The organism is Phenylobacterium sp. Root1290 (assembly GCF_001425305.1).
In the GTDB taxonomy this organism is placed as follows: domain Bacteria; phylum Pseudomonadota; class Alphaproteobacteria; order Caulobacterales; family Caulobacteraceae; genus Phenylobacterium.
Genome location: NZ_LMEE01000002.1, coordinates 218,682 through 242,598 on the forward strand (window position 1 = coordinate 218,682; position 23,917 = coordinate 242,598).

16 protein-coding genes and 1 riboswitch are annotated in these 23,917 nt (G+C 68.8%); of the genes, 14 read left to right on the forward strand and 2 right to left on the reverse strand.

The window, feature by feature from the left end:
• Positions 1–40 precede the first annotated feature (40 nt).
• A complete protein-coding gene (locus tag ASC79_RS10565; protein ID WP_056025712.1) occupies positions 41–778 on the reverse strand; it encodes an IclR family transcriptional regulator in 738 nt (245 codons plus the stop codon).
• 173 nt (positions 779–951) lie between these two features.
• Here ASC79_RS10565 and ASC79_RS10570 point away from each other — a divergent pair, with 173 nt between their 5' ends.
• From ASC79_RS10570 to ASC79_RS10605, 8 genes are all read left to right on the forward strand, one after another.
• Entirely contained in the window at positions 952–3,930 is a 2,979-nt protein-coding gene (locus ASC79_RS10570; RefSeq protein ID WP_056025714.1) for a TonB-dependent receptor, read from the forward strand.
• A 155-nt stretch (positions 3,931–4,085) separates the two neighbouring features.
• Positions 4,086–4,805: an IclR family transcriptional regulator gene (locus ASC79_RS10575; protein WP_056025716.1), complete on the forward strand. Its 720-nt coding sequence runs from the start codon at positions 4,086–4,088 to the stop codon at positions 4,803–4,805.
• 26 nt (positions 4,806–4,831) lie between these two features.
• Positions 4,832–6,193 (forward strand): MmgE/PrpD family protein, encoded by a 1,362-nt coding sequence (locus ASC79_RS10580; RefSeq protein ID WP_162244281.1) that lies wholly within the window; start codon positions 4,832–4,834, stop codon positions 6,191–6,193.
• Between the two features lie 10 nt (positions 6,194–6,203).
• Positions 6,204–7,739: a carboxylesterase/lipase family protein gene (locus ASC79_RS10585; protein ID WP_056025720.1), complete on the forward strand. Its 1,536-nt coding sequence runs from the start codon at positions 6,204–6,206 to the stop codon at positions 7,737–7,739.
• A 15-nt stretch (positions 7,740–7,754) separates the two neighbouring features.
• Positions 7,755–9,359, forward strand: a complete 1,605-nt coding sequence (locus ASC79_RS10590) for a carboxylesterase/lipase family protein (protein ID WP_082532068.1) — start codon at positions 7,755–7,757, stop codon at positions 9,357–9,359.
• Between the two features lie 5 nt (positions 9,360–9,364).
• Positions 9,365–10,135, forward strand: a complete 771-nt coding sequence (locus tag ASC79_RS10595; RefSeq protein WP_056025722.1) for an alpha/beta hydrolase — start codon at positions 9,365–9,367, stop codon at positions 10,133–10,135.
• 52 nt (positions 10,136–10,187) lie between these two features.
• Positions 10,188–10,419: riboswitch (cobalamin riboswitch) on the forward strand.
• A gap of 107 nt (positions 10,420–10,526) precedes the next feature.
• Positions 10,527–12,848, forward strand: a complete 2,322-nt coding sequence (gene metE / locus ASC79_RS10600; protein WP_056025724.1) for a 5-methyltetrahydropteroyltriglutamate--homocysteine S-methyltransferase — start codon at positions 10,527–10,529, stop codon at positions 12,846–12,848.
• 68 nt (positions 12,849–12,916) lie between these two features.
• Positions 12,917–13,615: a phytanoyl-CoA dioxygenase family protein gene (locus tag ASC79_RS10605; protein WP_056025726.1), complete on the forward strand. Its 699-nt coding sequence runs from the start codon at positions 12,917–12,919 to the stop codon at positions 13,613–13,615.
• A 117-nt stretch (positions 13,616–13,732) separates the two neighbouring features.
• Here the strand turns inward: ASC79_RS10605 and ASC79_RS10610 are convergent, their stop codons facing one another.
• Complete coding sequence (locus ASC79_RS10610; RefSeq protein WP_056025728.1) at positions 13,733–14,656, reverse strand: SDR family NAD(P)-dependent oxidoreductase; 924 nt, start codon at positions 14,654–14,656, stop codon at positions 13,733–13,735.
• Positions 14,657–14,903: 247 nt separating this feature from the next.
• Here ASC79_RS10610 and ASC79_RS10615 point away from each other — a divergent pair, with 247 nt between their 5' ends.
• The 6 genes from ASC79_RS10615 to ASC79_RS10640 all read left to right on the forward strand — a co-directional run bounded on the left by ASC79_RS10615 (position 14,904) and on the right by ASC79_RS10640 (position 23,916).
• On the forward strand, positions 14,904–16,229 hold the full coding sequence (locus tag ASC79_RS10615) for an MFS transporter (protein WP_056025730.1): 1,326 nt from the start codon (positions 14,904–14,906) through the stop codon (positions 16,227–16,229).
• 136 nt (positions 16,230–16,365) lie between these two features.
• On the forward strand, positions 16,366–17,175 hold the full coding sequence (locus ASC79_RS10620) for a class I SAM-dependent methyltransferase (protein WP_056025732.1): 810 nt from the start codon (positions 16,366–16,368) through the stop codon (positions 17,173–17,175).
• Positions 17,176–17,275: 100 nt separating this feature from the next.
• Positions 17,276–18,877, forward strand: a complete 1,602-nt coding sequence (locus ASC79_RS10625; RefSeq protein ID WP_056025734.1) for an AbgT family transporter — start codon at positions 17,276–17,278, stop codon at positions 18,875–18,877.
• Between the two features lie 207 nt (positions 18,878–19,084).
• Positions 19,085–22,522 (forward strand): response regulator, encoded by a 3,438-nt coding sequence (locus tag ASC79_RS10630; protein ID WP_056025736.1) that lies wholly within the window; start codon positions 19,085–19,087, stop codon positions 22,520–22,522.
• On the forward strand, positions 22,523–23,347 hold the full coding sequence (locus ASC79_RS10635; RefSeq protein ID WP_056025738.1) for a protein-glutamate O-methyltransferase CheR: 825 nt from the start codon (positions 22,523–22,525) through the stop codon (positions 23,345–23,347).
• The gene (locus ASC79_RS10640) at positions 23,344–23,916 is read left to right on the forward strand and encodes a chemotaxis protein CheB (protein ID WP_235528813.1); all 573 of its coding nucleotides are present in this window, start codon (positions 23,344–23,346) and stop codon (positions 23,914–23,916) included. Before ASC79_RS10635 ends, ASC79_RS10640 begins: the two co-directional genes overlap by 4 nt.
• Position 23,917 lies beyond the last annotated feature (1 nt).

The following is a 23,917-nucleotide window of genomic DNA, read 5'->3' on the forward strand; positions in this document are numbered from 1 at the left end:
CCGAACGGCCGGCGACATTGATCGGCGCGGCGGGATTAGTTCAGACCGGCGCGAGCTCGCCGATTTCGCCACATGCCGCCAGCAAGGCGTCGGAAGCCTCGCGCAGATGCTCGCCGCTCATGCGCGCCGCCATGGCCGAGATCGTGATCGCAGCGACGGGCGCGCCGTCCGGGCCATGGATCGCCGCCGAGATCGACCGTGTCCCTTCCATCAGTCCGCCCTCGATGACCGCCATCCCGCGCTGCTTCACCAGCGGCAGGTCCGCCAGGATCTCCTCGGGCGAGAACGGCTGTCCGGCCGGCGGCTCCGCCAGGCCCTGGGCGACGGCGGCGGCCGGACTACGCATCGCGCTCATGAACACGCGCCCCGCCGCGGTCAGGGCCATCGGCGCGCGCGTGCCGTTCAGCGGCGTGTAGCGAAGCGCGCGGGCCGGCGCGACGCGATCCAGAAACAGCACTTCGTGTCCAACCGGGACCGCCAGCAGCACAGTGTCCTGCGTCTGCTGATGCAGCTTCTGAAGGTGGGGCGACACGGTCCGGCGCAGGCTGTTGGTCGAGATAATCGCCACGCCTAGTTCCCAGGCTTTCAGCGAGGCGAAGTACCGCGCCGTCTCGGCGTCCTTCTCGACATAGCCGAGCTCGATAAGGGTGCTCAAAAGCCTGTGGACGTTGGACTTCTGCAGTCCCAACGCCTCTGTCAGGGCGCTCAGGCGCATGGGGCGTTTGGCGCGCGCCAAAACCTCCAGGACCGCAAAGCCCTTCGCGACCGTGGTATCCATCACGCCCCTCCGACTGCAGCAGCCTAGCTGATCCGTTCCAAATATTGAAACGTGCATTTGTTCCACATAATGGAACAACGATCTAATATGTAGACGCACGATCCGATCGCTGCATATCCTCGCGCATAACTTCCGTCACCGAATGACGGTCGGCCAATGCATTAGGGGGAACCATGTTGAAGTCCGAACGCCTCTGCGGCGTCTCGGTCCTGGCGATCATGCTTGGGACCGCGCTCGCCACGACCGCTCACGCACAGGACAAGACTGGCGAAGTCGCCGAGGTCATCGTCACCGGATCGTTCATCCGCGGCACCCCGGAAGACGCCGCCCTGCCCGTCGATGTGCTGTCGGCTCAGGATCTGCAGAAGCAGGGCGCTCCTGCGATGGTCGACATCATCAAGGCGATCCCCGGCGTGCAGAGCGTGCTCGGCGAAACCAACCAGTTCGCCAGCCAGGCGACGACCGGCTCGGGCAACGTCAACCTGCGCGGTCTGGGCGCGGTCCGGACCCTGGTCCTGCTCAACGGCCGGCGCCTGACCAGCTCGCCGGGCGGCTCCGGCGTCGACACCAACCTGTTGCCGAGCGCGGCCGTCGGCCGGATCGAGGTCCTCAAGGACGGCGCGGCCGCGACCTACGGCTCGGACGCCATCGGCGGCGTCGTCAACTTCATCACCCGCACCGACCTCAACGGCTTGGAGCTCAACGGCAGCTATACGCTGATCGACGGATCGGACGGCGACTACACGCTCAGCGCCAACTACGGCTGGGTCGGCGACCGCGGCGACGCCCTGATCTCGGTGGGCTACCGCCATCGCTCGGAGCTCGACACCCTGGAGCGCGACTGGGCGGTCAACAGCTACCTGGAAAACCCCAACGGCAGCTGGTCCGGCTTCGGCAATCCCGGCACCTACATCTCGGGCACGACCCGCTTCATCGACCCGGGCTGCACCGCGCTCGGCAACACCATCGTCACCGCCGCAGCCGGGACCCAGAGCTGCTACTTCCAGTTCGGCCGCTTCAACAACCTGGTCGAGGAGGAGGAGCACTATCAGGTCTACGGTCAGTTCAACTGGGACCTGACCGAGAAGACCCGCTTCCACGCCGAGGCGCTCTACGCCAGCCACGACGTGCCGCATGAAGGCACCTCGCCGTCATACGGCCCGACCCAGGCGTTCGGCCCCGGTGCGGCCTCCGGCTCCTTCATCATTCCGCGGACCAATCCCGGCCTCTGCGGCACGGCCGGAGCCGCCCTCTGCCTGCCCGGCAGCCTTCTCCCGCAGCTGACGCCCGCCCAGCAGACCGCCGTCAACACCGCCGGCTTCACCGCCGCCAACATCCTGCTCTGGCGTCCCTATGGCGTCGGCGGCAACCCGCTGACCGGCGATTCCAAACCCGACCAGCGGTTCTTCGAGGGCTTCCGCGTCTCGGCCGGTCTCAATGGCGAGTTCGACAACGGCGTCGGCTGGGATGTCGCCGTCACCCACATGATCAACCGCAGCGACATCGTCACCTACGACATCCCCGTCGCGCGGCTCCATTACGCCCTCAACGGCCTCGGCGGCCCGGGCTGTGACACCGATCCGGTGACGCCGGGCGTCCAGGGCGGCGTCGCGGGCGTCGGCTCATGCCTCTATTACAATCCGTTCTCGACGGGCGTCCCGGCCAACGCCGCCTCCGGCGAAACCAACCCGAACTACGTGGCCGGCTCCGCCGCCGCCAACGCCAACAGCCGCGCCATCGGCCAGTGGCTGTTCCAGCCGTACGGCTATCAGTCCGAGACCACGCTGACCGTCGTCGATGCGGTGATCAACGGCCAGTCCAGCCTCGACTTCGGCGGCGGCCCGATCGGCTGGGCGGCGGGCGCTCAGTACCGCGACAACACCTTCAGCCGCGAGGTGAACGACATCAACAACATCGCGCTGAACCCGTGCCCGGAGGAGAACGTCACCAACTGCACGACCGGACGCGGCAACGGCGTCTTCGGCTTCCTCGGCCCGCTTTCGGAGCAGGATCTCGGCAGCGACGTCTGGGCGGTGTTCGGCGAGGCCCAGGTCCCGATCACCGACAACCTCTCGTTCCAGCTCGCGGTGCGGCACGAGGACTACGGCGGCGAAGTCGGCTCCACGACCAACCCGAAGCTCGCGGTTCGCTGGCAGGCCGTCGACTGGCTGGCCTTCCGCGCCTCGGCCGGCACGACCTTCCGCGCGCCGACCGACATGAACCTGGTGCCGGACGCCAACACCACCCAGGCCTTCATCACCCAGACCAGCGGCTACCGGGCCTTCGACACGACCGGCAACCCGAACCTGAAGCCCGAAACCGCCGACACGCTGAACATCGGCGCCATCGTCGACTTCGGCGCGTTCAAGGCGACCATCGACTACTGGTCGTTCGACTTCCAGGACACCATCGAGGCGGAGTCCGGCTCGGGTCTGCTCTCCACCGTGTTCCCCAACGGCTCGTCCACCACCCTGCCGAACGGTTGCGCCAACCCGGCCCTCGCGCCGCTGGTCGCCCGCTTCGTGTTCCAGGGCGGCGTCTGCGCGCCTGGCGCGATCCAGCGCGTCAAGCTGACCACCATCAACGGCACGGGCGTGAAGACCTCCGGCGTCGATTTCTCGGCCACCTTCCGCGCCGACGGCGTCTGGGGCGGGGCGATGAACTTCGGCCTCGATGGTTCCTACCTGCTGAAGTACGACACCGGCCCGGCCTTCATCGAAGGCATCCAGGTCGAGGCGGGCCAGGAACTGGCCGGAACCCACGGCGGCACGGCGGGCGGGACCTCCTATCCCAAGCTCCGCGCCAACCTCTATGCCGAGTACGTCCGGGACGTGCACAACCTGCGCCTCACCCTGCGCTACATCGACAGCATGGCCGACGTGCGCGACGGGCGGTTCGGGGGCACGAACATCTTCGGGCAGAACGGCGCGGTGTTCGGCTACATCCTGCCCCAGGGTGCAAAGCTCGACGCCTTCGTCACCGCCGATGCGTCCTACCGGGTGCTGCTGCCCTGGGACACCACGGCCAGCGTCACGATCACCAACCTGTTCGACGCCGATCCGCCGTTCGCGCGCCGCGACCTCAGCTACGACCCGGCCACCGCCAACCCGTTGGGGCGCACGTTCAAGCTGAGCGTCACCAAGCGTTTCTGACCCTTCCTTTCCTGCCCACTTCGGCCGCCTCGAAATCTCCGGGGCGGCCTCTTTTTTTGGCCGATTAGTTCCGCAGAATGGAACATCATTTCATATATTGGAACAACACGAATATCTGTGTCATAGCTGGCGCACGACGGAGGTGGGCGGCGACGATGGACCGGGCGGTTTCCCGCAGTTTCGACATCCTGGAGTGCCTGGCTCGGGCGCGGCAGCCGTCGCGCCTGTCGGACATCGCCGCTGAGACCGGCCTGCAGAAGAGCACTGTCCACCGCATCCTCGGCACGCTCTGTGCGCTGGGCCACGCCCGCCAGGACGAGACCGGCCGCTACGGGCCGACGCTGCGGGCCTGGGAACTGGGCGCCGGCGTGGTCACGTCCATGCCCATCTACCGCGTGGCCGCCGGCTTCCTGCAGGCGCTGCATCGGACCACCGCCGAGACCGTCAGCCTGACCATCCTGTCCGGCGACGACGTGGTCTATCTTGAGAAGATCGTGGCCGCCCGGCCGGTGCGCTTCTACACGCGCGTCGGCAGCCGGGCGCCCGCTCCGCTGACCGCCAGCGGCAAGGCGATGCTCGCCTTCCGCCCCGACGCCCGCTCCGTGGTCGAGCGCGTCGCCGCCGTCAGCAATCTGGATGTCCCCGCACTGATGACGGAGCTCTCGCAGGTCCGTCAGCGGGGCTACGCGCTCTCCGGCTACAGCCCCGGCGTCACGAGCATCGGCGCCGCGGTTGCAGCCGGAGGCGCACCCCCTGACGCGGCGCTGTCCATCTCGGCGCCCACCGAACGCCTGACCGCCCGCAAGCGCGATGCGCTGATCGAAGCCCTGCTCGAGACGCGGGCCCGCATGACCGAGGCCCTCGACCAGCGATGACCAAGCCAGCCCAAGACGCGCGCCCCGTGGGCGACGCTCTCGCCGCCTACGTCGCCGGTGCGCTCCACTCCCGCCCGTCGGCCTCTGACCGCGAACTCGGGCTCCTGCACATCCTCGACACCCTGGCCTCGATCGTCGCCTGCCGCGACCTGGAGCCGGCGGTCCTCGCGCGGGGCTATGCGCTCTCGCTCAGCGGCGGGACCAGCCGCTACGCCGCCACCATCCTGGGGACCGACGAGCGCGCCGGGATTGTCGATGCGGCCTTCGCCAGCGCCATGACCGGCCACGGCGCCGAGATCAACGACTTCATCCCCTCGGCTTTCGTCCAGCCGGGCCCCGCAGTGCTTAGCGTCGGCCTCGCGGTCGCTGAGGTCAAAGGCGCCACCGGCGCCGAACTGCTTTCCGCCGTCATCGCCGGGTATGAAGTGGCCGGGCGCATGCCCAAGGCGCTCGGCGTCGACAACCTGCGCCGCGCCGGGATCGCCAACCACGGCATCGGACCGCAGTTCGGCGCGGCCGTGACCGCCGCCGCCTTGCTGCGCCTGCCGCAGGACAAGATCGCCGACGTCTTCAGCTTCTGCGCCCAGCAGGCGTCCGGCTCCTGGCAATGGCTGCTGGACGTCGAGCACATCGAGAAGGCCTTCGTCTTCGCCGGCATGGGCGCGCGCGACGGACTGCACGCCGCCCTGATGGTCGCGGCCGGCTTCCGCGGCGTGCGCGATTGCCTGGACAATCCCGGCGGCTGGATGCGCGGCCCGCTGTTCTCGGGCGGCGACCGCGCCTATCTGATCGAAGACCTCGGCCGGCGCTCGGAACTGCCGCACACCGCGTTCAAGCGCTACCCGGTCGGCGGCCCGACCCAGCCGGCGGTCGAGGCGCTGCTGGACCTGGCGTCGGACGTCGCCGGCGCCGATGTCGCCTCTGTGCTGATCGAGATGCCCGGCCGCTGGCAGGCCTTCCGCGACGCCGCGATGCCGGCCCTCAACCTGCGCTACCTCGCCGCCATCATCCTGCTGGACGGCCGCCTGGACTTCGTCGGGGCCCAGAGCCTGCAGCGCATGGCGCAGGACCCCGCCGCCCGCGCGCTGATGGACAAGGTCGAGATCCGCCACGACCCCGCTCAGGAGGCGCAGCCCGGCGAGCCGCGCACCGAGTCCGCGCGCGTGGCCATCGTCCTGGCCGACGGACGGCGGCTCGAACGCTACGTCCCCCACGTGCTCGGCTTCCCGTCTCACCCGATGAGCGCCGCCGACGTCGAGGCCAAAGCCGCCGACCTGATGGCCCCTGCCCTGGGCGCGGCGCGCGCCCAGTCGGTGATCGACGCCGTCCGCGGCCTTGAGGCCCTGCCCGACGCCAGCGCGCTGATCCGCCTGATCGCCCGCCCCTGAGGAGACCTCGATGAGCGCCACCGAGAGCCTGGAAATCACCGCCGCGGTGACCACCGCCCACGGCCAGGTCCGCGGCCTGCGCAAGCGCGGCGCCAGCGTCTTCAAGGGCCTGCGCTACGGCGCCGACACCGCCGGCGCGAACCGCTTTCGCCCGCCCCAGCCCGTCGCGCCATGGACCGGCGTGCAGGACGCGTTCGACTACGGTCCGCAGTCGCCGCAGATGCGCAGCCCGCTCGCAGACAAGGGCCCAATGAGCGAGGACTGCCTGCGGCTGAACATCTTCACGCCTGCCGCCGACATGTCGGCCCGGCCGGTCATGGTCTGGTTCCACGGCGGCGGGTTCGAGGCCGGCTCGGGCTCGCAGAAGGTCTATGACGGAACCCGGCTCGCCCTGCGCGGCGACGTGGTCGTGGTCACCCTCAACCACCGCCTCAACGTCTTCGGCCACTGCTACCTCGGAGATCGGCTGGGCGAGGCCTACGCCCAGGCGGGCAATGTCGGCTATCTCGACCTGATCGCCGCCCTGCGCTGGGTGCGCGACAACATCGCCGCGTTCGGGGGCGATCCCGACAACGTCACCATCTTCGGCCAGTCCGGCGGCGGCCGGAAGGTCAGCCTCTGCTACGCTGGCGAGGACGCCCGCGGCCTCTTCCAACGCGGCGTCGTCCAGAGCGGCTCGCACCTGCGCGTCCAGGCCCCTGAGGAAGCCGCGCGTCTGACCGACGCATTGCTCAAGACGCTCGACCTCGCCCCCGGCGACGCCGCTAGGCTGCTGGAGGCGCCGATGGACTCCCTCAGCGCGGCGAAGCTCAAGGTCATGCGCGACACCCGCTCGCGCTTCTCGCCGGTGCTCGACGGCCTGGCCTTCAAGGACCACCCGTTCCTGCCGAACGCGCCGGCGATCTCCAGCCATCTGCCGATGATGGTCGGGACCACCCGGACCGAGCTTTCCAACCAGCTGGGCTACGAACCAGGCGCCTTCGATCTGGACATGGCCGAGCTGCGCAAGCGCCTCGCCCGCCACGTCGGCGAGGCCGACGTCGAGGCCGCGATCGCCGAGTTCCAGGCCAGCAATCCGCAGGCCTCACCGTCCGAGCTCTACTTCCTGATCACCTCGGCGCGCGGCTACATCCTCGACCAGACCCTGATGGCCGAGCAGCGGGTCAAGTCCGGCGCCGCTCCCACCTATGTCTACCAGCTCACCTGGCGCTCGCCGGCCGAGGACGGGCGGCGTATCAGCCAGCACACGCTCGACCTGCCGTTCATGTTCGACAACGTCGCCGCCGCCCCGCATCTGACCGGGCCGGAAACCGACGAAACTCGCGCCCTGGCCCAGGCCATGGCCGAGACCTGGATCGCCTTCGCGCGCACCGGCGATCCGAACAACGCCGCAATTCCGGACTGGCGGCCCTACGACCTGACCACGCGTCCGATGATGCTGTTCGACGTCCCGCCGACCCTGGCGCAGGACCCCTTCGCCGGCGAGCGCGCTTTCATGAGCCGCTACCCGACCCAGCAGATGGGCCGGACGCTGCACCGCCAATAATCAGGAGGAAACGCCATGACCTCAGACCGCCGACAGTTCCTCGCCGCGGGCGGCGCGGCCCTGGGCCTGGCCGCCGCCGGATCGGTGCGCGCCGCCGAGGCCGACCTGTTCCCCATCGTCGAAACCGCCGAGGGCAAGCTTCGCGGCCTGGCCAGCGGCGGCGTCAGCGTCTTCAAGGGGATCCGCTACGGCGCCGACTCCTCGGGGGCCAACCGCTTCCGCCCGCCGCAGCCGGTGCAGCCCTGGAGCGGCGTGCGCGACGCCCTCGATTACGGCAACATCTCGCCCCAGATCCCCGGCAGCCGCCGCCACGCCTATGCCGACCTGATCCTTAACGACCTCCAGCCGGGCGGCATGGGCGAGGATTGCCTGGTCCTGAACCTCTGGACCCCGGACCCGTCGCGCCGCGCCAAGCGGCCGGTCATCGTCCGCTTCCATGGCGGCGGCTTCTATGGCGGCTCCAGCAACAATCCTGGCGGCGACGGCGAGATGCTGTCGCGCTTTGGCGACTGCGTGGTCGTGACGGTCAACCACCGCCTCAGCGCGCTTGGCTATCTATACCTCGGCGAAGGCGGCGACTTCGCCGACTCCGGCGCGGCCGGCATCCAGGATCTGGTCGCCGCGCTGCAATGGGTGTCGCGCAACGTCGAGGCCTTCGGCGGCGATCCGAAACGCGTGCTGATCGTCGGCCAGTCGGGCGGCGGGGCCAAGGTCAGCCACCTGATGGGCATGCCCAGCGCCAAGGGGCTGTTCACCAGCGCCGGGGTGATGAGCGGCTCGCGCCTGACCGCCATGACCCGCGAAGAGGCCGCCCAGGCCAGCGACCTGCTGCTGGCCCAGCTTGGCCTGCGCCGCGACCAGGTCCGCGAGCTGCAGCAGGTCCCCTTCACCACCCTGCTCGCCGCCCAGGCCCAGGTCGAGGCCGCCGACCGCGCCCGCGGCGAGGCGCCTCGCTCCTTCGCGCCGGTGCTCGGCGCGGCCATCCCGCACCACCCGTTCGCGCCAGGCGCGCCGGCCGAGAGCCACGACGTCCCGCTGGTCGTCTCGACCGCCCTCGACGAGCGCACCTATCGCGAGGTGAAGTTCAACATGACCTGGGAGGAGGTCCAGCAGCGGCTCGAGAAGCGCGTCGGCAAGGACGCCCCCGCCCTGCTCTCCGCCTATCGCGACGAAGACCCCAAGGCGACGCCCTTCATCGTCAACGCCCGCATCGTCAGCGACGGCTCCTTCCGTCTCGGCGCCGACATCATGCTGGAACGCCGGGTCGCGGCCGGCGGCGCCAAGACCTGGTCCTATCTGTGGACCAGCCCCAGCCCGGCCTTCGGCGGCCGCTACGGCGCCGTGCACGGCATCGACGTCGCCTACTCGATGCACGACATCCGCTTCCCGCTTGCCGGCCCCACCGCCGACAATCTGCGGCTGGCCGACGAGATCGCCTCGGCCTGGGTGGCGCTGGCCGCCTCCGGCGATCCCAACAACCCCAAGACCCCGGCGTGGGCGCCCTACGACATGACCGATCGCACGACCCTGGTGTTCGGCGCGACGACGGCGGCGGTGCAGGACCCGCGTCGCTACTTCCGCGAATACTGGGCGGCCCGCTCCGCGGCGCGGTCGGCCTGACCGCCATGCAGTTCCTCGCCGAGAACACCGCCGACGGCGTCACCCGCCGCGAGTTTCGCCTGGAGGTCGGCGGCGACTCCGTGCCCGGCTGCCTCTGGCATCCGCAGGGCGCCGTCGGTCCTCGCCCCCTCATCCTGCTCGGGCACGGCGGTTCCCAGCACAAGAAGGCCGCGAACATCACCGCCGCCGCGATCAGCCACGCCCAGGAACTGGGCTACGCCACGCTCGCCATCGACGCCCCCGGCCACGGCGACCGCGTCAGCCGTGAGCAGGCCAAGGCAGACCAGGACGCCGCCCGCGAGGCCGGCCGCCGCGCGCAACAGGGCCAGGCGCCGCCGGCCCGCCCATCCCGCATCCCCGGCGCAGCGGCCAAGGCGGTCGCCGAGTGGCGCGCCGTCCTCGACGCGGCCCAGCAGCTCGACGTCGTCGGCCGTCACGACCGGGTCGGCTACTGGGGCGTCTCCATGGGGACCCGCTTCGGCGTGCCGTTCGTGGCCCAGGAGCCCCGCATCGCCTGCGCGATCTTCGGCCTGTTCGGCGTCTTTCCCGGCCTGGAGGACCACCGCCTCGCGGCCGAACAGATCAAGATCCCGCTGATGTTCGTGTTCCAGTGGGAGGACGAGCTGATGAGCCGCGACCAGGGCCTGGCCCTCTTCAACGCCTTCGGCTCGACCGACAAGACCATGCACATCAATCCGGGCGGCCACGTGGGCGTCCCCGCCCACGAGCGCGACTCCTGGCTGGCCTTCTGGAAACGCCACCTGGGTGAAGCCTAGAGCTCATATAAAGATATCTTTATATCTTTATTGACTCCGCCAGCCGCCGCGCGCAACATGCTCGCGTCGTGGTTCCCTGGGGCGTTCGCGCTCTGGGGCTAAGATGGGAATCCGGTGCGGTCCTTTGGACCTATGCCGGAGCTGCCCCCGCAACTGTAAGCGGCGAGCCGACGTCCAATACGTGTCACTGACCCGCCGAGCTTCATCGGTGGCGGGTCGGGAAGGCCAGGACGACAGGCGCTGACCCGTGAGCCAGGAGACCTGCCCCGACAGATAACGTCCTCCGGCGGGGTGTCCGGTCAGGCCGCAAGTCAGGCCTCCCGGCGCCCTGCGTCGGCGCTCGCCTGCTCGCGACTGATCGCCTCGCCATCAACAGAACTGGCAAGGCATCATGACTGTCACCGTCGCCACCCTCGGCTTCCCCCGCATCGGCCCCAAGCGCGAGCTGAAGATCGCGCTCGAACGATATTGGGCTGGCAAGAGCGATCAGCAGGCCCTGCTCGATGTCGCCGCCGGTCTGCGCGCGAAGACCTGGGCGCGCCAGCGCGACCTGGGCGTCGACCACATCCCGTCCAACGACTTCTCGTTCTACGATCACGTGCTGGACGCCAGCGCGATGGTCGGCGCCATTCCGGCGGTCTACGGCTGGGAGGGCGGCCCGGTCGCCCTCGACACCTACTTCGCCATGGCCCGCGGGGCGCAGGACGAGGCCGACTACGCCGACTGCGGCCATGGCCATCACCACCACGCGCTCGACGTGCCGGCGGCCGAAATGACTAAGTGGTTCGACACCAACTATCACTACCTGGTCCCCGAGATTTCGCCGGACCAGGCCTTCACCCTGGCCTCGACCAAGGCCATCGACGAGTTCCTTGAAGCCAAGGCCCAGGGCATCGTCACCCGCCCGGTGCTGCTCGGCCCGGTCACCTTCCTGAAGCTCGCCAAGTCCAAGACCGAGGGCTTCGATCCGCGTTCGCGCATCGGCGACCTGGTCGACGTCTACGCCAAGGTCCTGAACAAGCTGGAGCAGGCCGGCGCCGCCTGGGTCCAGATCGACGAGCCCTGCCTGGTGCTCGACCTGGACGACGCCGACCGCGCCGCCCTGCATGAGACCTATCGCCTGCTCGCGCGCACCGCGCCGGGCGTGAAGCTGATGCTGACCACCTATTTCGGCCCGCTCGACGACAATCTGGAGACCGCGCTCGCCCTGCCGGTCGCCGGCCTGCACCTCGACCTGGTGCGCGGCGCCGACCAGCTCGAACGCGTCCTCGCCAACGCCCCGGCCGGCCTTACGCTGTCGCTCGGCGTCATCGACGGCCGCAACGTCTGGCGCGCCGACCTGGAGCGCCTGCTCGTCAACCTCGAGCCGCTGCTGGCCACGAACCGCGAGATCGTGCTCGCCCCGTCCTGCTCCCTGCTCCACACCCCGATCGACCTGGCCCTGGAACGCGACCTCGACGCCGATGTCCGCGAGTGGCTCGCCTTCGCGATCCAGAAAATCGAGGAGCTGGTCGTCCTGGCCCGCGCCCTCAACGGCGGCCGCGCCGGCGTCGCCGACGCCTTGGCCGCCAGCAGCGCAGCCGCCCAGGCGCGCCGCACCTCGGCCAAGATCCACAACCCGCAGGTCGGCGCCCGTCTCGCTGCGGTCAACGCCGCCATGGCCAAGCGCTCGGCCAACTTCGGTCGCCGCCGCGCCCTGCAGATCGAACGCCTGAATCTGCCGGCCTACCCGACCACGACCATCGGCTCGTTCCCGCAGACCGAAGAGGTTCGCAAGGCCCGCGCCGACCACGACAAGGGCCGCATCAGCGACGCCGACTACGACGCCTTCCTGCGCGAGGAGACCGAACGCGCCATCCGCTGGCAGGAGGAGGTCGGCCTCGACGTCCTCGTCCACGGCGAGTTCGAGCGCAATGACATGGTCCAGTACTTCGGCGAGCAACTGGCCGGCTTCGCCTTCACCAAGTACGCCTGGGTGCAGTCGTACGGCTCGCGCTGCGTGCGCCCGCCGATCCTCTACGGCGACGTCTCGCGCCCGGCCCCGATGACGCTCGAGTGGTGGCGCTACGCCCAGGGCCTGACCGAGCGGCCGGTGAAGGGCATGCTCACCGGCCCGGTGACTATTCTCAACTGGTCGTTCGTCCGCGACGACGTCACCCGCGAGCGGGCCTGTCGCCAGATCGCCCTGGCCATCCGCGACGAGGTCGTCGATCTCGAAGCGGCCGGCGCCAAGGTCATCCAGATCGACGAGGCCGCCCTGCGCGAGGGCCTGCCGCTGCGCCGCCGCGACTGGGACGCCTATCTCGGCTGGGCGGTCGAGAGCTTCCGCCTGACCGCCTCGGGCGTGGCCGACCGCACCCAGATCCACACCCACATGTGCTACTCGGAGTTCAACGACATCATCGCCGCAATCGGGGCGATGGACGCCGACGTCATCTCGATCGAGACCGCCCGCTCCAAGATGGAGCTTCTCGACGCCTTCGCCGACTACGCCTATCCGGCCGAAATCGGCCCGGGCGTCTACGACATCCACTCGCCGCGCGTGCCGACCGTCGAGGAGATGGCGCAGTTGCTCCAGGCCGCCCGGCAGCGGCTGTCCATCGGCCAGCTCTGGGTCAATCCGGACTGCGGCCTGAAGACCCGCAAGTGGCCCGAGACCAAGGCCGCGCTCGTCAACATGGTCGCGGCCGCACGCCAGGCGCGCGCCGCCTGACTCGAACCGAAGGCGGCGCCCACCGCCGCCTTCACTTCCCCGTCGCAGTTGCTATCCGTCGAGGCGACATGTCCAAGACCTCCTTCGCGCAGGACGGCTACGCCGTCGCCCCCGTGTTCGATCCGGCCCAGGTGTTGTCCGCCCAGGCCGACATCGCTGAACAGATCGACCGCATCGCCCATGCGCTGCATGCGCCGTTCGAGCGCAGCTGCCCCGAGCTGCCGATCACCGAACGGCTCGACGCCATTGCCGCCAAGGAGCGCGCCTACGCTAACCTCCTGCGGCTTGCGGTGCTGACCGACGCCCAGGGCGGCGTGCGGCTCGGCGCCCTGGCGGCCAGTCCAGCGCTCAAGTCCGCCGCCGAACAGCTCGCCGGCCGGCCGCTGCAGGACCGCGGCCACACGGTCCGTGTCCGCGCCAGCCTCGCCGCCTTTCCGGAGCACTGGCACGACTGGCACTCCGACGTCGCCATCGATGACGGGACCGAGTGCGGTCGTCTGCGCATCACCGCCTGGATCCCGCTGATGGACGCCGGCCCCGGCGCCGGCGGGCTTGAGATCGCCGCCGGCCGCCAGCCCGCGCCGTTCCCGCACGTCCGGACCCACGACTTTCATATCGAGGAGACCTCGCTGGCACATCTGCCCCGCGCGCAGCCCGCTTGCCGGGCCGGCGAGGTGCTGTTCCTCGACCGCTTCACGCCCCACCGGACATTGCCGAACGCGGGCGCCGGCCGCTTCGCTTTGGTCGTGTGGATGAAGGCCGCCTAAGCCATCTGCTGGCGCAGTTCGAAGCCGTCGCCGGCCGGATCGATCAGCACGCCCAGCCTGCGCCTGGCGTCTGCGCCATGCAAAAGCGCCTGACGGGGCTCCGCTGATGGTGCGCCTCTAGGCCGCTGAACTCGAAGCGGCGGCCTTGGCGACGTCAGCCGCGAGCTTGGCGAAAATCGCCTCTGGCTCAACTTCCGGAGCCTCCGAGTGCGGATAGGCGTGGGCCGACCGCGGCGCTCGGTCGAACCACAGAGCTCCGGGCCTGTGCGCGGGTCGGCGCGCGGCCAGCCATAGCGCCGTATCGGCGCCCTGCGCTCCCGACCTCAGCACCCAGCCCAGATGGCGGTTGAGGTCCGGCAACGAACTGCGCACGCCGTCGGTGGCCACCCAGCCCGGGTGCATCGTGTAGGCCGGCACGCCCTGCTCGGTCCACTTGTCGGACAGCGCCAGCTGCGCGCGCTTGTGCGCGGCATAGGCCATCACCCCGCTGTACTTCGCCGGCGACTGCTCAAGCCGCCGCAGGCTGAGGGCCGAATTGTAGAGACCGCCCGAGGCCATGTTGATGATCAGCCCGTCCCGCAGCGCGCCCAGCTCGATCAGCCGCTCGGTCAGGGCGAAATGGCCCAGCAGATTGATCGCATAGGTGCTCTCGAACCCCTCGGGAGAGGTCTTGTAGGCGTGCTCCAGACGCCCGACGTTGTTCACCAGCACGTCCAGCCGGCCGATGCTCGCCACATGCTCGGCCAGCGCCAGATTGTCGGCCACGCGGTCCAGGTCGTACTTCAGAGACTTGACGCCCGGCACGCGCTCCAGCGACGCCAGGGCCTCCGGATTGCGACCGACCGCATAGACGATCGCGCCGCGCCGGGCCGCGCCCAGGGCGATGGCGCGTCCGATGCCGCCGGTCGCGCCAGTGACCAGCCAGGTCTGCTTCTCGAAAGCGCGGCCGATCGGCTGCAGCGGCAGCCCGCGCAGGATGAAACCGGCCGCCGTGAAGGACGGCGCGAACCGCCCATAGAAGTTCAGGAGTTTGCTCGGCATCGAATCCCTCGGCCCCGCCGCGACGTGCAGCCGGGCCAGCTAGGCCCAACGCCCATAGACTTGCAATATGAGACTTATCGTCGGCGCGAGAAATACGCGACGCTCCCGCAACCGCGGTCGAAGTGCGTAACGGCGTTCGACGCCATTGAGCTTCAGCTGCCGGACGCCTAAGTCCGGGGACCTCTGCGCGTGTTCCCGCGCTTTTCCGTAGACAGGCGCGGCCAGGCTGCGCGTTGAGCGCCAGCACATGACCCATTTCTATCATCTGCTAGCCAACAACCTCCTGGCGAACATCACCAACTTCACGGTCTGGTTCGCGCTCACCTTCTACGTCTATCTCGAGACCCACTCGGTCTTCGCGACCGGCATGGTCGCGGGCATCTATCTCGTGCTCACCGCCGGCTCAGGCTTCTGGTTCGGCAGCTTGGTGGATCATCACCGCAAGAAGCTGGTGATGCTGGGATCGAGCGTCGTGTCGTTCGCGTTCTACGCCCTCTCCTTCGCCGCCTACCTGTTGTTTCCCAAGGGCAGCCTCGCCGACCCCTATGGCGCGCCGCTGTGGGTCGTCGTCTGGCTGGTCATGCTCGGCGTCATCGCCGGCAATATCCGCAGCATCGCGCTGCCGACGCTGGTCACGCTGCTGATCCCGGAGGATCGGCGGGACAAGGCGAACGGCCTGGTCGGCATGGTCAGCGGAGTCGGCTTCCTGACCACCTCGGTGATCAGCGGTTTCCTCGTCGCCTGGGGCGGCATGGTCTCGACCCTGGTCTTCGCCCTGGTCTGCACCCTGCTGGCTTTCGCGCATCTGCTGTTCGTGCCGCTGAACGAGGAGCGCAGCACCGCGCCGACGGACGCCCCGGCCGAGCCTCGGCGCGTCGATATCCGCGGCACCATCCGCGTGATCGGCGCGGTGCCCGGCCTCTTCGCCCTGATCCTGTTCGCCACCTTCAACAACTTCCTCGGCGGGATCTTCATGGCGCTGATGGACGCCTACGGCCTCTCGCTGGTGAAGGTGCAGACCTGGGGCCTGCTGTGGGGGCTGCTATCCACCGCCTTCATCGCCAGCGGCCTGCTGATCTCCAGGACCGGCCTGGGCCGCAGCCCGCTGCGCACCCTCCTCCTGGTCAACCTGATCTCCTGGGCGGTGTGCTGCGTCTTCACCCTGCAGCCCTCGATCGTCTTGCTGACGCTGGGGTGCTTCGTCTGGATGTTCCTTGGCCCCTACGCCGAGGCCGCCGAACAGACGACCCTGCAAAAGGTGGTGCCGTTCGAGCGCCAAGGCCGGGTATTCGGGTTCGCCCAGTCGGTCGAACAGGCCGCCTCCCCGCTGACCGCCTTCCTGATCGGCCCGCTCACCCAGTTCCTGTTCATCCCGCTGATGACGACCGGCGCCGGCGCAGCCGCCATCGGCGACTGGTTCGGCCGCGGTCCTGATCGCGGCATCGCCTTCGTCTTCACACTCGCCGGCGTGCTTGGCGTCGTGGCGACTGTGCTGGCCTTCAACTCCAAGTACTACCGCCAGCTCGCCGCGGCCTACGCCAGGGGCGCCGACCAGGCCGCCGCTCCAGCCTAGGGCGATTACCCGGGTTGCTTGCCATGTCCGCGCCCGCGTCTCATCATCGTTCGGCGGCTGGTGTGCAGTGTCGGAGTGCAGTCGCTCTGGTGTGACGAAGGTTGGCGATTTCGCCGACGTGTCAGGAGCCCACGACATGAATCCGAACAAGGCCCTTTGGGAAAAGGGCGACTTCACGCGACTGGCGGCGGCCATGCGCGAAAGCGGCGACGAGCTTGTCGCCGGGCTGAACGTCGGCCCAGGGATGGACGTGCTCGATCTCGGTTGCGGCGACGGCACCACGGCCGTGCCGTCCGCGCAGCGCGGCGCGAAAGTCCTGGGCGTCGATATCGCCTCGAACCTCGTCGCCGCCGGCCAGGCGCGCGCCAAGGCCGCCGGGCTCGACAATCTGAGCTTCCAGGAAGGCGACGCCTCGAACCTTGAGGGGATCGCCGACGACAGCTTCGACCTCGTGGTCAGCATGTTCGGAGCCATGTTCGCGCCGCGGCCGGTCGATGTCGCCCGCGAGATGGTCCGCGTGACCCGTCCTGGCGGACGCATCGTCATGGGCAACTGGATCCCCGGCGACCCGACGCTGATCGCCAAGATCCTGCAGACCTGCGCGGCCTACACCCCGCCGCCGCCGGAAGGCTTCGTCAGCCCGATCACCTGGGGCGTGGACGACAATGTCCGTGCGCGCTTCGGCGAGGCCGGCGTCGACGCCGGCCGCATCAGCTGCGAGCGCGCGACCTACACCTTCCGCTACCCGGGGCCGTCCGGCGCGTTCCTCGACATCTTCCGCGACTACTACGGGCCGACGATGAACGCCTTCGAGGCCGCCGAGCGCGACGGCCGGCGTCCGGAACTGCAAGCCGAGCTCTCGGCCCTCTTCGAGAGCCAGAACCAGGGCGGCCCGGACCGCACGGAAATCCCCGCCACCTTCCTCAAGGTGACGGTCCAGGCCTGAGGCGCCTGGTCACCGCGATGTGAACGCCGCGAGGCGGCGGCCCACTGCCGCGCTCCAAGCTTTGCGCTATGCGTCAGTATAGAAGCGCGCCGGAGCCTCCATGAGCGACGAGACCCGAACCGACCGCCAACGCGGCCTGCTAGGCTTCGTGGAGCGCGCGGGCAATCTGCTGCCGGACCCGACGATCATCTTCGTCTACCTGATCTTCGCCCTGATGCTGCTCTCGGCGCTGGGGGCCGGCTTGGGCTGGCAGGCGACGCTGCCTTACTCAGGGGACAAGGCGCCCGAATACGCCGAGCTCGCCAACGGCGTGCTGACCTATCGCGCCTCGAGCCTGTTCTCGGAGGAGAACATCAGGCGGCTGTTCACCGACATGGCGCGCACCTACGCCGGCTTCGCGCCGCTGGGGCTGGTGCTGACGATCATGCTCGGCGCGGCGGTCGCCGAGCGCTCGGGCCTGTTTTCCGCGCTGATCCGCGCCTCGTTGCGCAACGCGCACAAGACCCTGCTGACCCCGATCATCGCGGTGATCGGCATGGTCTCGCACCACGCCTCCGACGCGGCCTATGTCGTCTTCATTCCGCTCGCCGCAATCGTCTTCGCGGTCGCCGGCCGTCACCCGCTGGCGGGCCTGGCCGCCGCCTTCGCGGCGGTGTCGGGCGGCTATGCCGGCAATCTCATGCCCGGCCAGATCGACGTCCTGCTGCTCAGCTTCACGCAGGAGGCTGCGCGGATCGTCGATCCCAACTGGACGATGAACCCGCTGGGCAACTGGTACTACATCTGCGCCATCGTCGCCCTGTTCACGCCGATCATCTGGTACGTCACCGACAAGGTCGTCGAACCGCGCCTGGGCGCCTGGGGCGGCGTCGTCGACGCCGACCTGCAGGCCGATCTGGACAAGGCCGACATCACGCCTGAGGAGCGCAAAGGCCTGCGCTGGGCCGGGCTCGTCGCCCTGCTCGTCGCCGGGGCCTTCGCCGCGCTGGCTCTCTGGCCCGGCTACACCCCCTTCATCGACCAGTCGGCGGTCGGGACGGCGCGTCTCCAGCCGCTCTACGCGGCGCTGATCGCCGGCTTCTTCCTGCTGTTCCTGCTCACCGGCATGGCCTTCGGCCGCGCCACCGGCTCGGTGAAGTCGGCCAATGATGTGGTCGTCATGATGCAGCACGGCGTGCGCACCATGGCCCCCTACCTGGTCTTCGTGTTCTTCGCCGCCCACTTCGTGGCGATGTTCAACTGGTCGCGGATCGGCCCGATCATCGCGATCAACGGCGCCGAGGCGCTGCAGGCCATGGCCCTGCCCGCGGCGGTGCTGCTGGTCTGCGTGCTGCTGCTGTCGTCGTTCCTCGACCTCTTCATCGGGTCGGCCTCGGCCAAGTGGAGCGCGCTCTCCCCCGTCGTGGTGCCGATGTTCATGCTGCTGGGCGTCAGCCCGGAGATGACCACCGCCGCCTATCGCATGGGCGACAGCTACACCAACATCATGACCCCGCTGATGAGCTACTTCCCGCTCATTCTCGCCTTCAGCCGGCGATGGGACCAGTCGATGGGGGTGGGATCTCTGCTGGCGCTGATGCTGCCCTACGCGCTGTGCTTCATGGCCGCCGGTATCGCCATGACGGTCGGCTGGGTGCTGCTCGACCTGCCGCTAGGGCCCGGCGCCCAGGTGCACTACCAAAGCCCGGTCTCGACGCCATAGCCACGGATCCAGGGGGCCTGACCGCCCCGATCGGCGTCCTGCAGAGCGCCCAGTCGCCTTGGCCCGTCGCACGGGAAAGATCGGCCCCGCCTTTGGCGCGACGAACCCGCGCGGATTAACAAACGAGCTTTCGGCCGCCCCACGTCACCTGTTACTTCCGCTTGGCTACGGGGTCGTGGCGCCGAGAAAATCATACAAGGAAATAGCATGGGGGCTGCGTCGCTGCCTGGAACCGCCTCGCCGCTGGGCCGCCGCTCAGAGGTCTGGACGACGATCGGGCTGGTCGCGGCTCTGACGTTCTTCCTGATCAGCGGCGCGGTCGCCTACTTCAACGTCCAGATGCTGCGCGACAACAACGAGCAGGTCATCCGCACGCATACGGTGATCATGTCCTTCAGCAAGGTGCTATCCGCCCTGCAGGACGCCGAGACCGGGCAGCGCGGCTTCATCATGACCGGTGATGAGCGCTACCTCGACCCCTACAATAGCGCCGTTGCGGCCATCCCCTCCGGGATCGATGCGATCGATGCGTTGACCAAGGACAATCCAGCGCAGCAGAACCGCGTCGCTCTCCTGCGGCGTGACGTCGACAACAAGCTCATTGAGCTCGATCAGACCATCGCCCTGCGCCGCGCCCAGGGGCGCGACGCCGCCGTCGCCATCGTCGAAACCGGCCGAGGCAAGGCGGTCATGGACGCGATCCGCACGCAGCTCGACGCCATGCAGCAGGAAGAGGTGCGTATCCGCTCGGTCCGGCTCGCCGAGATGGAGAGCGCTTACCGCACCGCGGTGATCAGCAGCATCCTGTCCTGCGTCCTGGGCCTGGTCCTGACCTTGGTCGTCGGTCATCTGGTCCGGCGTGCGGCGAAAGCACGAGCCCGCGAGGATTGGCTGCAGGCCGGCCAGGCCGGCGCCGCCACCGCCATGCTCGGCGACCTGTCGCTGCAACAGTTGGGCGACGGCATCCTGGACTTCTATGCCCGATACGTCGGCGCGCAGGCCGGGGCGCTATTCGCAGGCAAGGACACCGACTTTCGTCTCGCCGCCAAGCTCGGCGTGCCTGCCGACGCCACGATCACCGAGCAATTCTCCGCGCGCGAGGGGTTGCTGGGCCAGGTGGTCGAGAGCGGCAAGCCGATGCTCGTTCGCGACGTGCCTGACGGTTATCTCACCATCGGGTCGGCGCTCGGGCGAGCGAACCCGGCGCACCTCCTCATCGTCCCCCTTCTGGCCGACGGCGCGGTCACCGGCGTCATGGAGCTTGGCTTCCTGAACCCGGTCGAGGCGCCGGTGCTTGACCTGCTGTCGCAGGCCGCGCCGGCCATCGGCGTGGGGATGCGGTCAGCGCAGTACCGCAGCGAGCTCCGCGACCTGCTGAGCGAGACCCAGAGCCAGGCCGAGGAACTCCAGGTCCAGAGCGAAGAGCTCCGCGTCTCCAACGAGGAGTTGGAGGAGCAGGGTCGCGCCCTCAAGGAGTCGCAGGTGCGGCTCGAACAACAGCAGGTCGAACTCGAACAGACCAACACGCAGCTGGAAGAGCAGGCCCAGCAGCTGGAGACCCAGCGCGACGATCTGACCCGCTTCAACGCCACGATCGAGCTCAAGGCCAGGGAGCTCGAGCAGGCCAGCCGCTATAAGACGGACTTCCTGGCCAACATGTCCCACGAGCTGCGCACGCCGCTCAATTCGCTGCTCATCCTGTCGAAGCTGCTCGGCGACAACCCCGACGGCAACCTGACCGATGAACAGGTGAAGTTCGCCCGGACGATCAAGTCGTCGGGCGACGACCTTCTGACCCTCATCAACGACATTCTCGACCTGTCCAAGATCGAAGCAGGCCACCTGCAGATCCGTCCCGAGGTCACCTCGCTCAAGAGCCTGGCCGCCGATATCGGCCAGACGTTCACCCCCATCGCGAGCGAGCGGGGCCTTGAGTTCAAGATCGAGGTCGCGGCCGACGCGCCGGTCGCGCTCGAGACCGACCGGCAACGCCTTGAGCAAATTCTCAAGAACCTGCTGTCCAACGCCTTCAAGTTCACCGAGACGGGCGGCGTCAGGCTGACCATTGCGCCGGCCGACGACGGACACCTGGCGTTCGCGGTGACGGACACCGGCATCGGCATCGCCCAGGACCAGCAGGCCAACATCTTCCAGGCCTTCCATCAGGCCGACGGTACGATCAGCCGCAAGTACGGCGGCACCGGCCTTGGCCTTTCGATCTCGACCGAACTGGCCAGGCTGCTGGGCGGGTCGATCGAGCTGCGCAGCGAGGTCGGTGAAGGCAGCACGTTCACGCTCGTCCTCCCGCTCGCCTATGATCCGTCGCTTGTGGCGGCTCGCCCGGCCCCGCTGTCGGCGAAGGCCGCCGATACGCCGGCGCCCACTCCCCTCGCCGCGGCGACTTCCGCCAATCGACTGCAGTCGATTGGAGACGATCGCGATGAGCTCGTCCCCGGACGGCGCAGCCTGCTGATCATCGAAGATGACGGCCCGTTCGCGGCGATCGTCCGCGACCTGTCACGCGAACTCGGCTTCCAGAGCCTCATCGCCCGGACCGCCGGGGAGGCCCTGGACCTCGCCAAGCGCGTCAAGCCGAGCGCCGTGGTCCTGGACGTCGGTCTGCCGGACCAATCGGGCCTGACCGTTCTTGACCGGCTCAAGCGCGACGACGAGACCCGGCACATCCCCGTGCACGTGGTGTCCGCCTCCGACCACGCCCAGACCGCCCTCTCCCTCGGCGCCGTGGGTTACATGATCAAGCCGGTCAAGCGCGAGGACCTGGCCCAGGTGCTGCAGTCCCTGGAGAGCCAGCTGACCCGGACGCTGCGGCGCGTCCTGATCGTCGAAGATGACGACGTCCAGCGCGAAGCCGTCAGCCGGCTGCTGGCCTCGGGCGACGTCGAGACCGTCGGCGTCGGGACCGCGGCCGAGTGCCTGGAGCTTCTGAAGCAAGAGACCTTCGACTGCATGGTGCTCGACTTGACCCTGCCGGACGCCTCGGGTTTCGCTCTGCTGGAGACACTGAGCAACGAGCGCGGCTACGCATTCCCGCCGGTGATCGTCTACACCGGCCACGACCTCTCGCCGGACGACGAGCAGAAGCTTCGCCGCTACTCGAATTCGATCATCATCAAGGGCGCGAAGTCGCCGGAGCGGCTTCTCGACGAGGTCTCGCTGTTCCTCCATCAGGTGGTGTCCAAGCTGCCGCCCGAGCAGCGCAAGATGCTCCGCAAGGCCCGCAACCGCGACGCCGTTCTCGAAGGCCGCCGCATTCTGATCGTCGAAGACGACGTGCGGAACATCTACTCGCTCTCCAACATCCTTGAGCCGCGCGGCGCGACCATCGAGATCGCGCGCAACGGCCAGGAGGCGATCGCCGCGCTCGAGGCCTCGGCGCAGGACGGGGGCGAGGCCATCGATCTGGTGCTGATGGACGTCATGATGCCCGTCATGGACGGCCTGACCGCAACCCGTGAGATCCGCAAGAACCCGCGCTGGTCCAAGCTCCCGATCGTGGCGCTCACGGCCAAGGCCATGCCCGACGACCAGGAACGCTGCCTCCAGGCAGGCGCCAGCGACTACATGGCCAAGCCGCTGGACGTCGACAAGCTGCTCTCGCTGGTCCGTGTCTGGATGCCGAGGTAGCTGGTGCACAGGGTCGAAGACATCGAGATCGAGCTTCTGCTCGAGGCGCTGTACCGTCGTTACCACTACGACTTCCGGCACTATTCGCGCGCCTCGATCAAGCGCCGCCTGCGCCAGGCCCTGAAGCATCTGGGGTACGAAAACTTCTCGGCGCTGCAGGACGGCGTCCTTCACGATCCGGCGGTGCTGCCTCAATTGCTGGACTACCTGACCGTCCAGGTCAGCGAGATGTTCCGCGACCCGTCCTACTGGCGCGCGCTGCGAGAAAAGGTCATCCCGCACCTGCGGACCTATCCGTCCCTGAAGGTCTGGGTCGCGGGCTGCAGCGGCGGCGAGGAGCTCTACTCCTTCGTCATCCTCTTCCGGGAGGAAGGACTGGAGGCGCGGACGCTGTTCTACGCCACCGACATCAACCCCGAGGCCCTCGCTACAGCCTCCCGGGGCGTCTACAGCCTTGATCGCATCAAGTCTTTCACCGCAAACCATCAGGAGGCGGGCGGCAAGTCGTCGCTGTCCGACTACTACAGCGCCGACTACGGCAATGCGGTCCTCGACCAGTCGCTTCGCGACCGCGTCGTGTTCTCCGACCACAGCCTGGTGACCGACGCGGTGTTCGCGGAGATGCAGCTCATCTCCTGCCGAAACGTCCTCATCTACTTCGACCGGCAGTTCCAGGACCGCGCCACGGGGCTCTTCAGCGACGCCCTGAGCCGCAACGGCTTTCTCGGTTTGGGGTCGAAGGAGAGCCTGCGGTTCTCGACCCACGCCGACGCGTTCTCGCCCTTCGTGCCGGAAGAGAAGATCTACCAGAGGCGCAACGCGTGAGCCGCGCCGTCGAAGCCATCGTCATGGGCGCCTCGGCCGGGGCGGTCGAGGCGCTGTCGGCGATCCTGCCGGCGCTGCCGGAAGGGTTTGCGCTTCCTGTGCTCGTCGTCGTGCATGTGCCGCCGGGGCGCACCAACGCGCTCGTGCCGCTGTTTGGCGCCAAGTGCCGCCTGCCGGTGCGCGAGGCCGAGGACAAGGCGCCCATTGAGGGCGGCGCGATCTACTTCGCGCCGGCCGACTACCATATGCTAGTCGAAACCGACCGCACCTTGGGGCTGTCAGACGACCCGCCAGTGCTGCATTCGCGGCCTTCCATCGATGTCCTCTTCGAGAGCGCCGCCGACGCCTACGGGCCGGCGCTCGCCGGCGTCGTGCTGACCGGCGCGAACGCCGACGGCGCGGCGGGTCTCAAGGCGCTCGCCGAGGCCGGCGGCCTGGCGTTCGTTGAAGATCCCGCCGGAGCCCATGTGCCCGCCATGCCGCAAGCCGCGTTGGACGCGTGTCCTACGGCCACGCCGGCGCGGCTGACCGAACTCGCCTCACTCTTGATCGCCCTGGGGAGCCGATAGC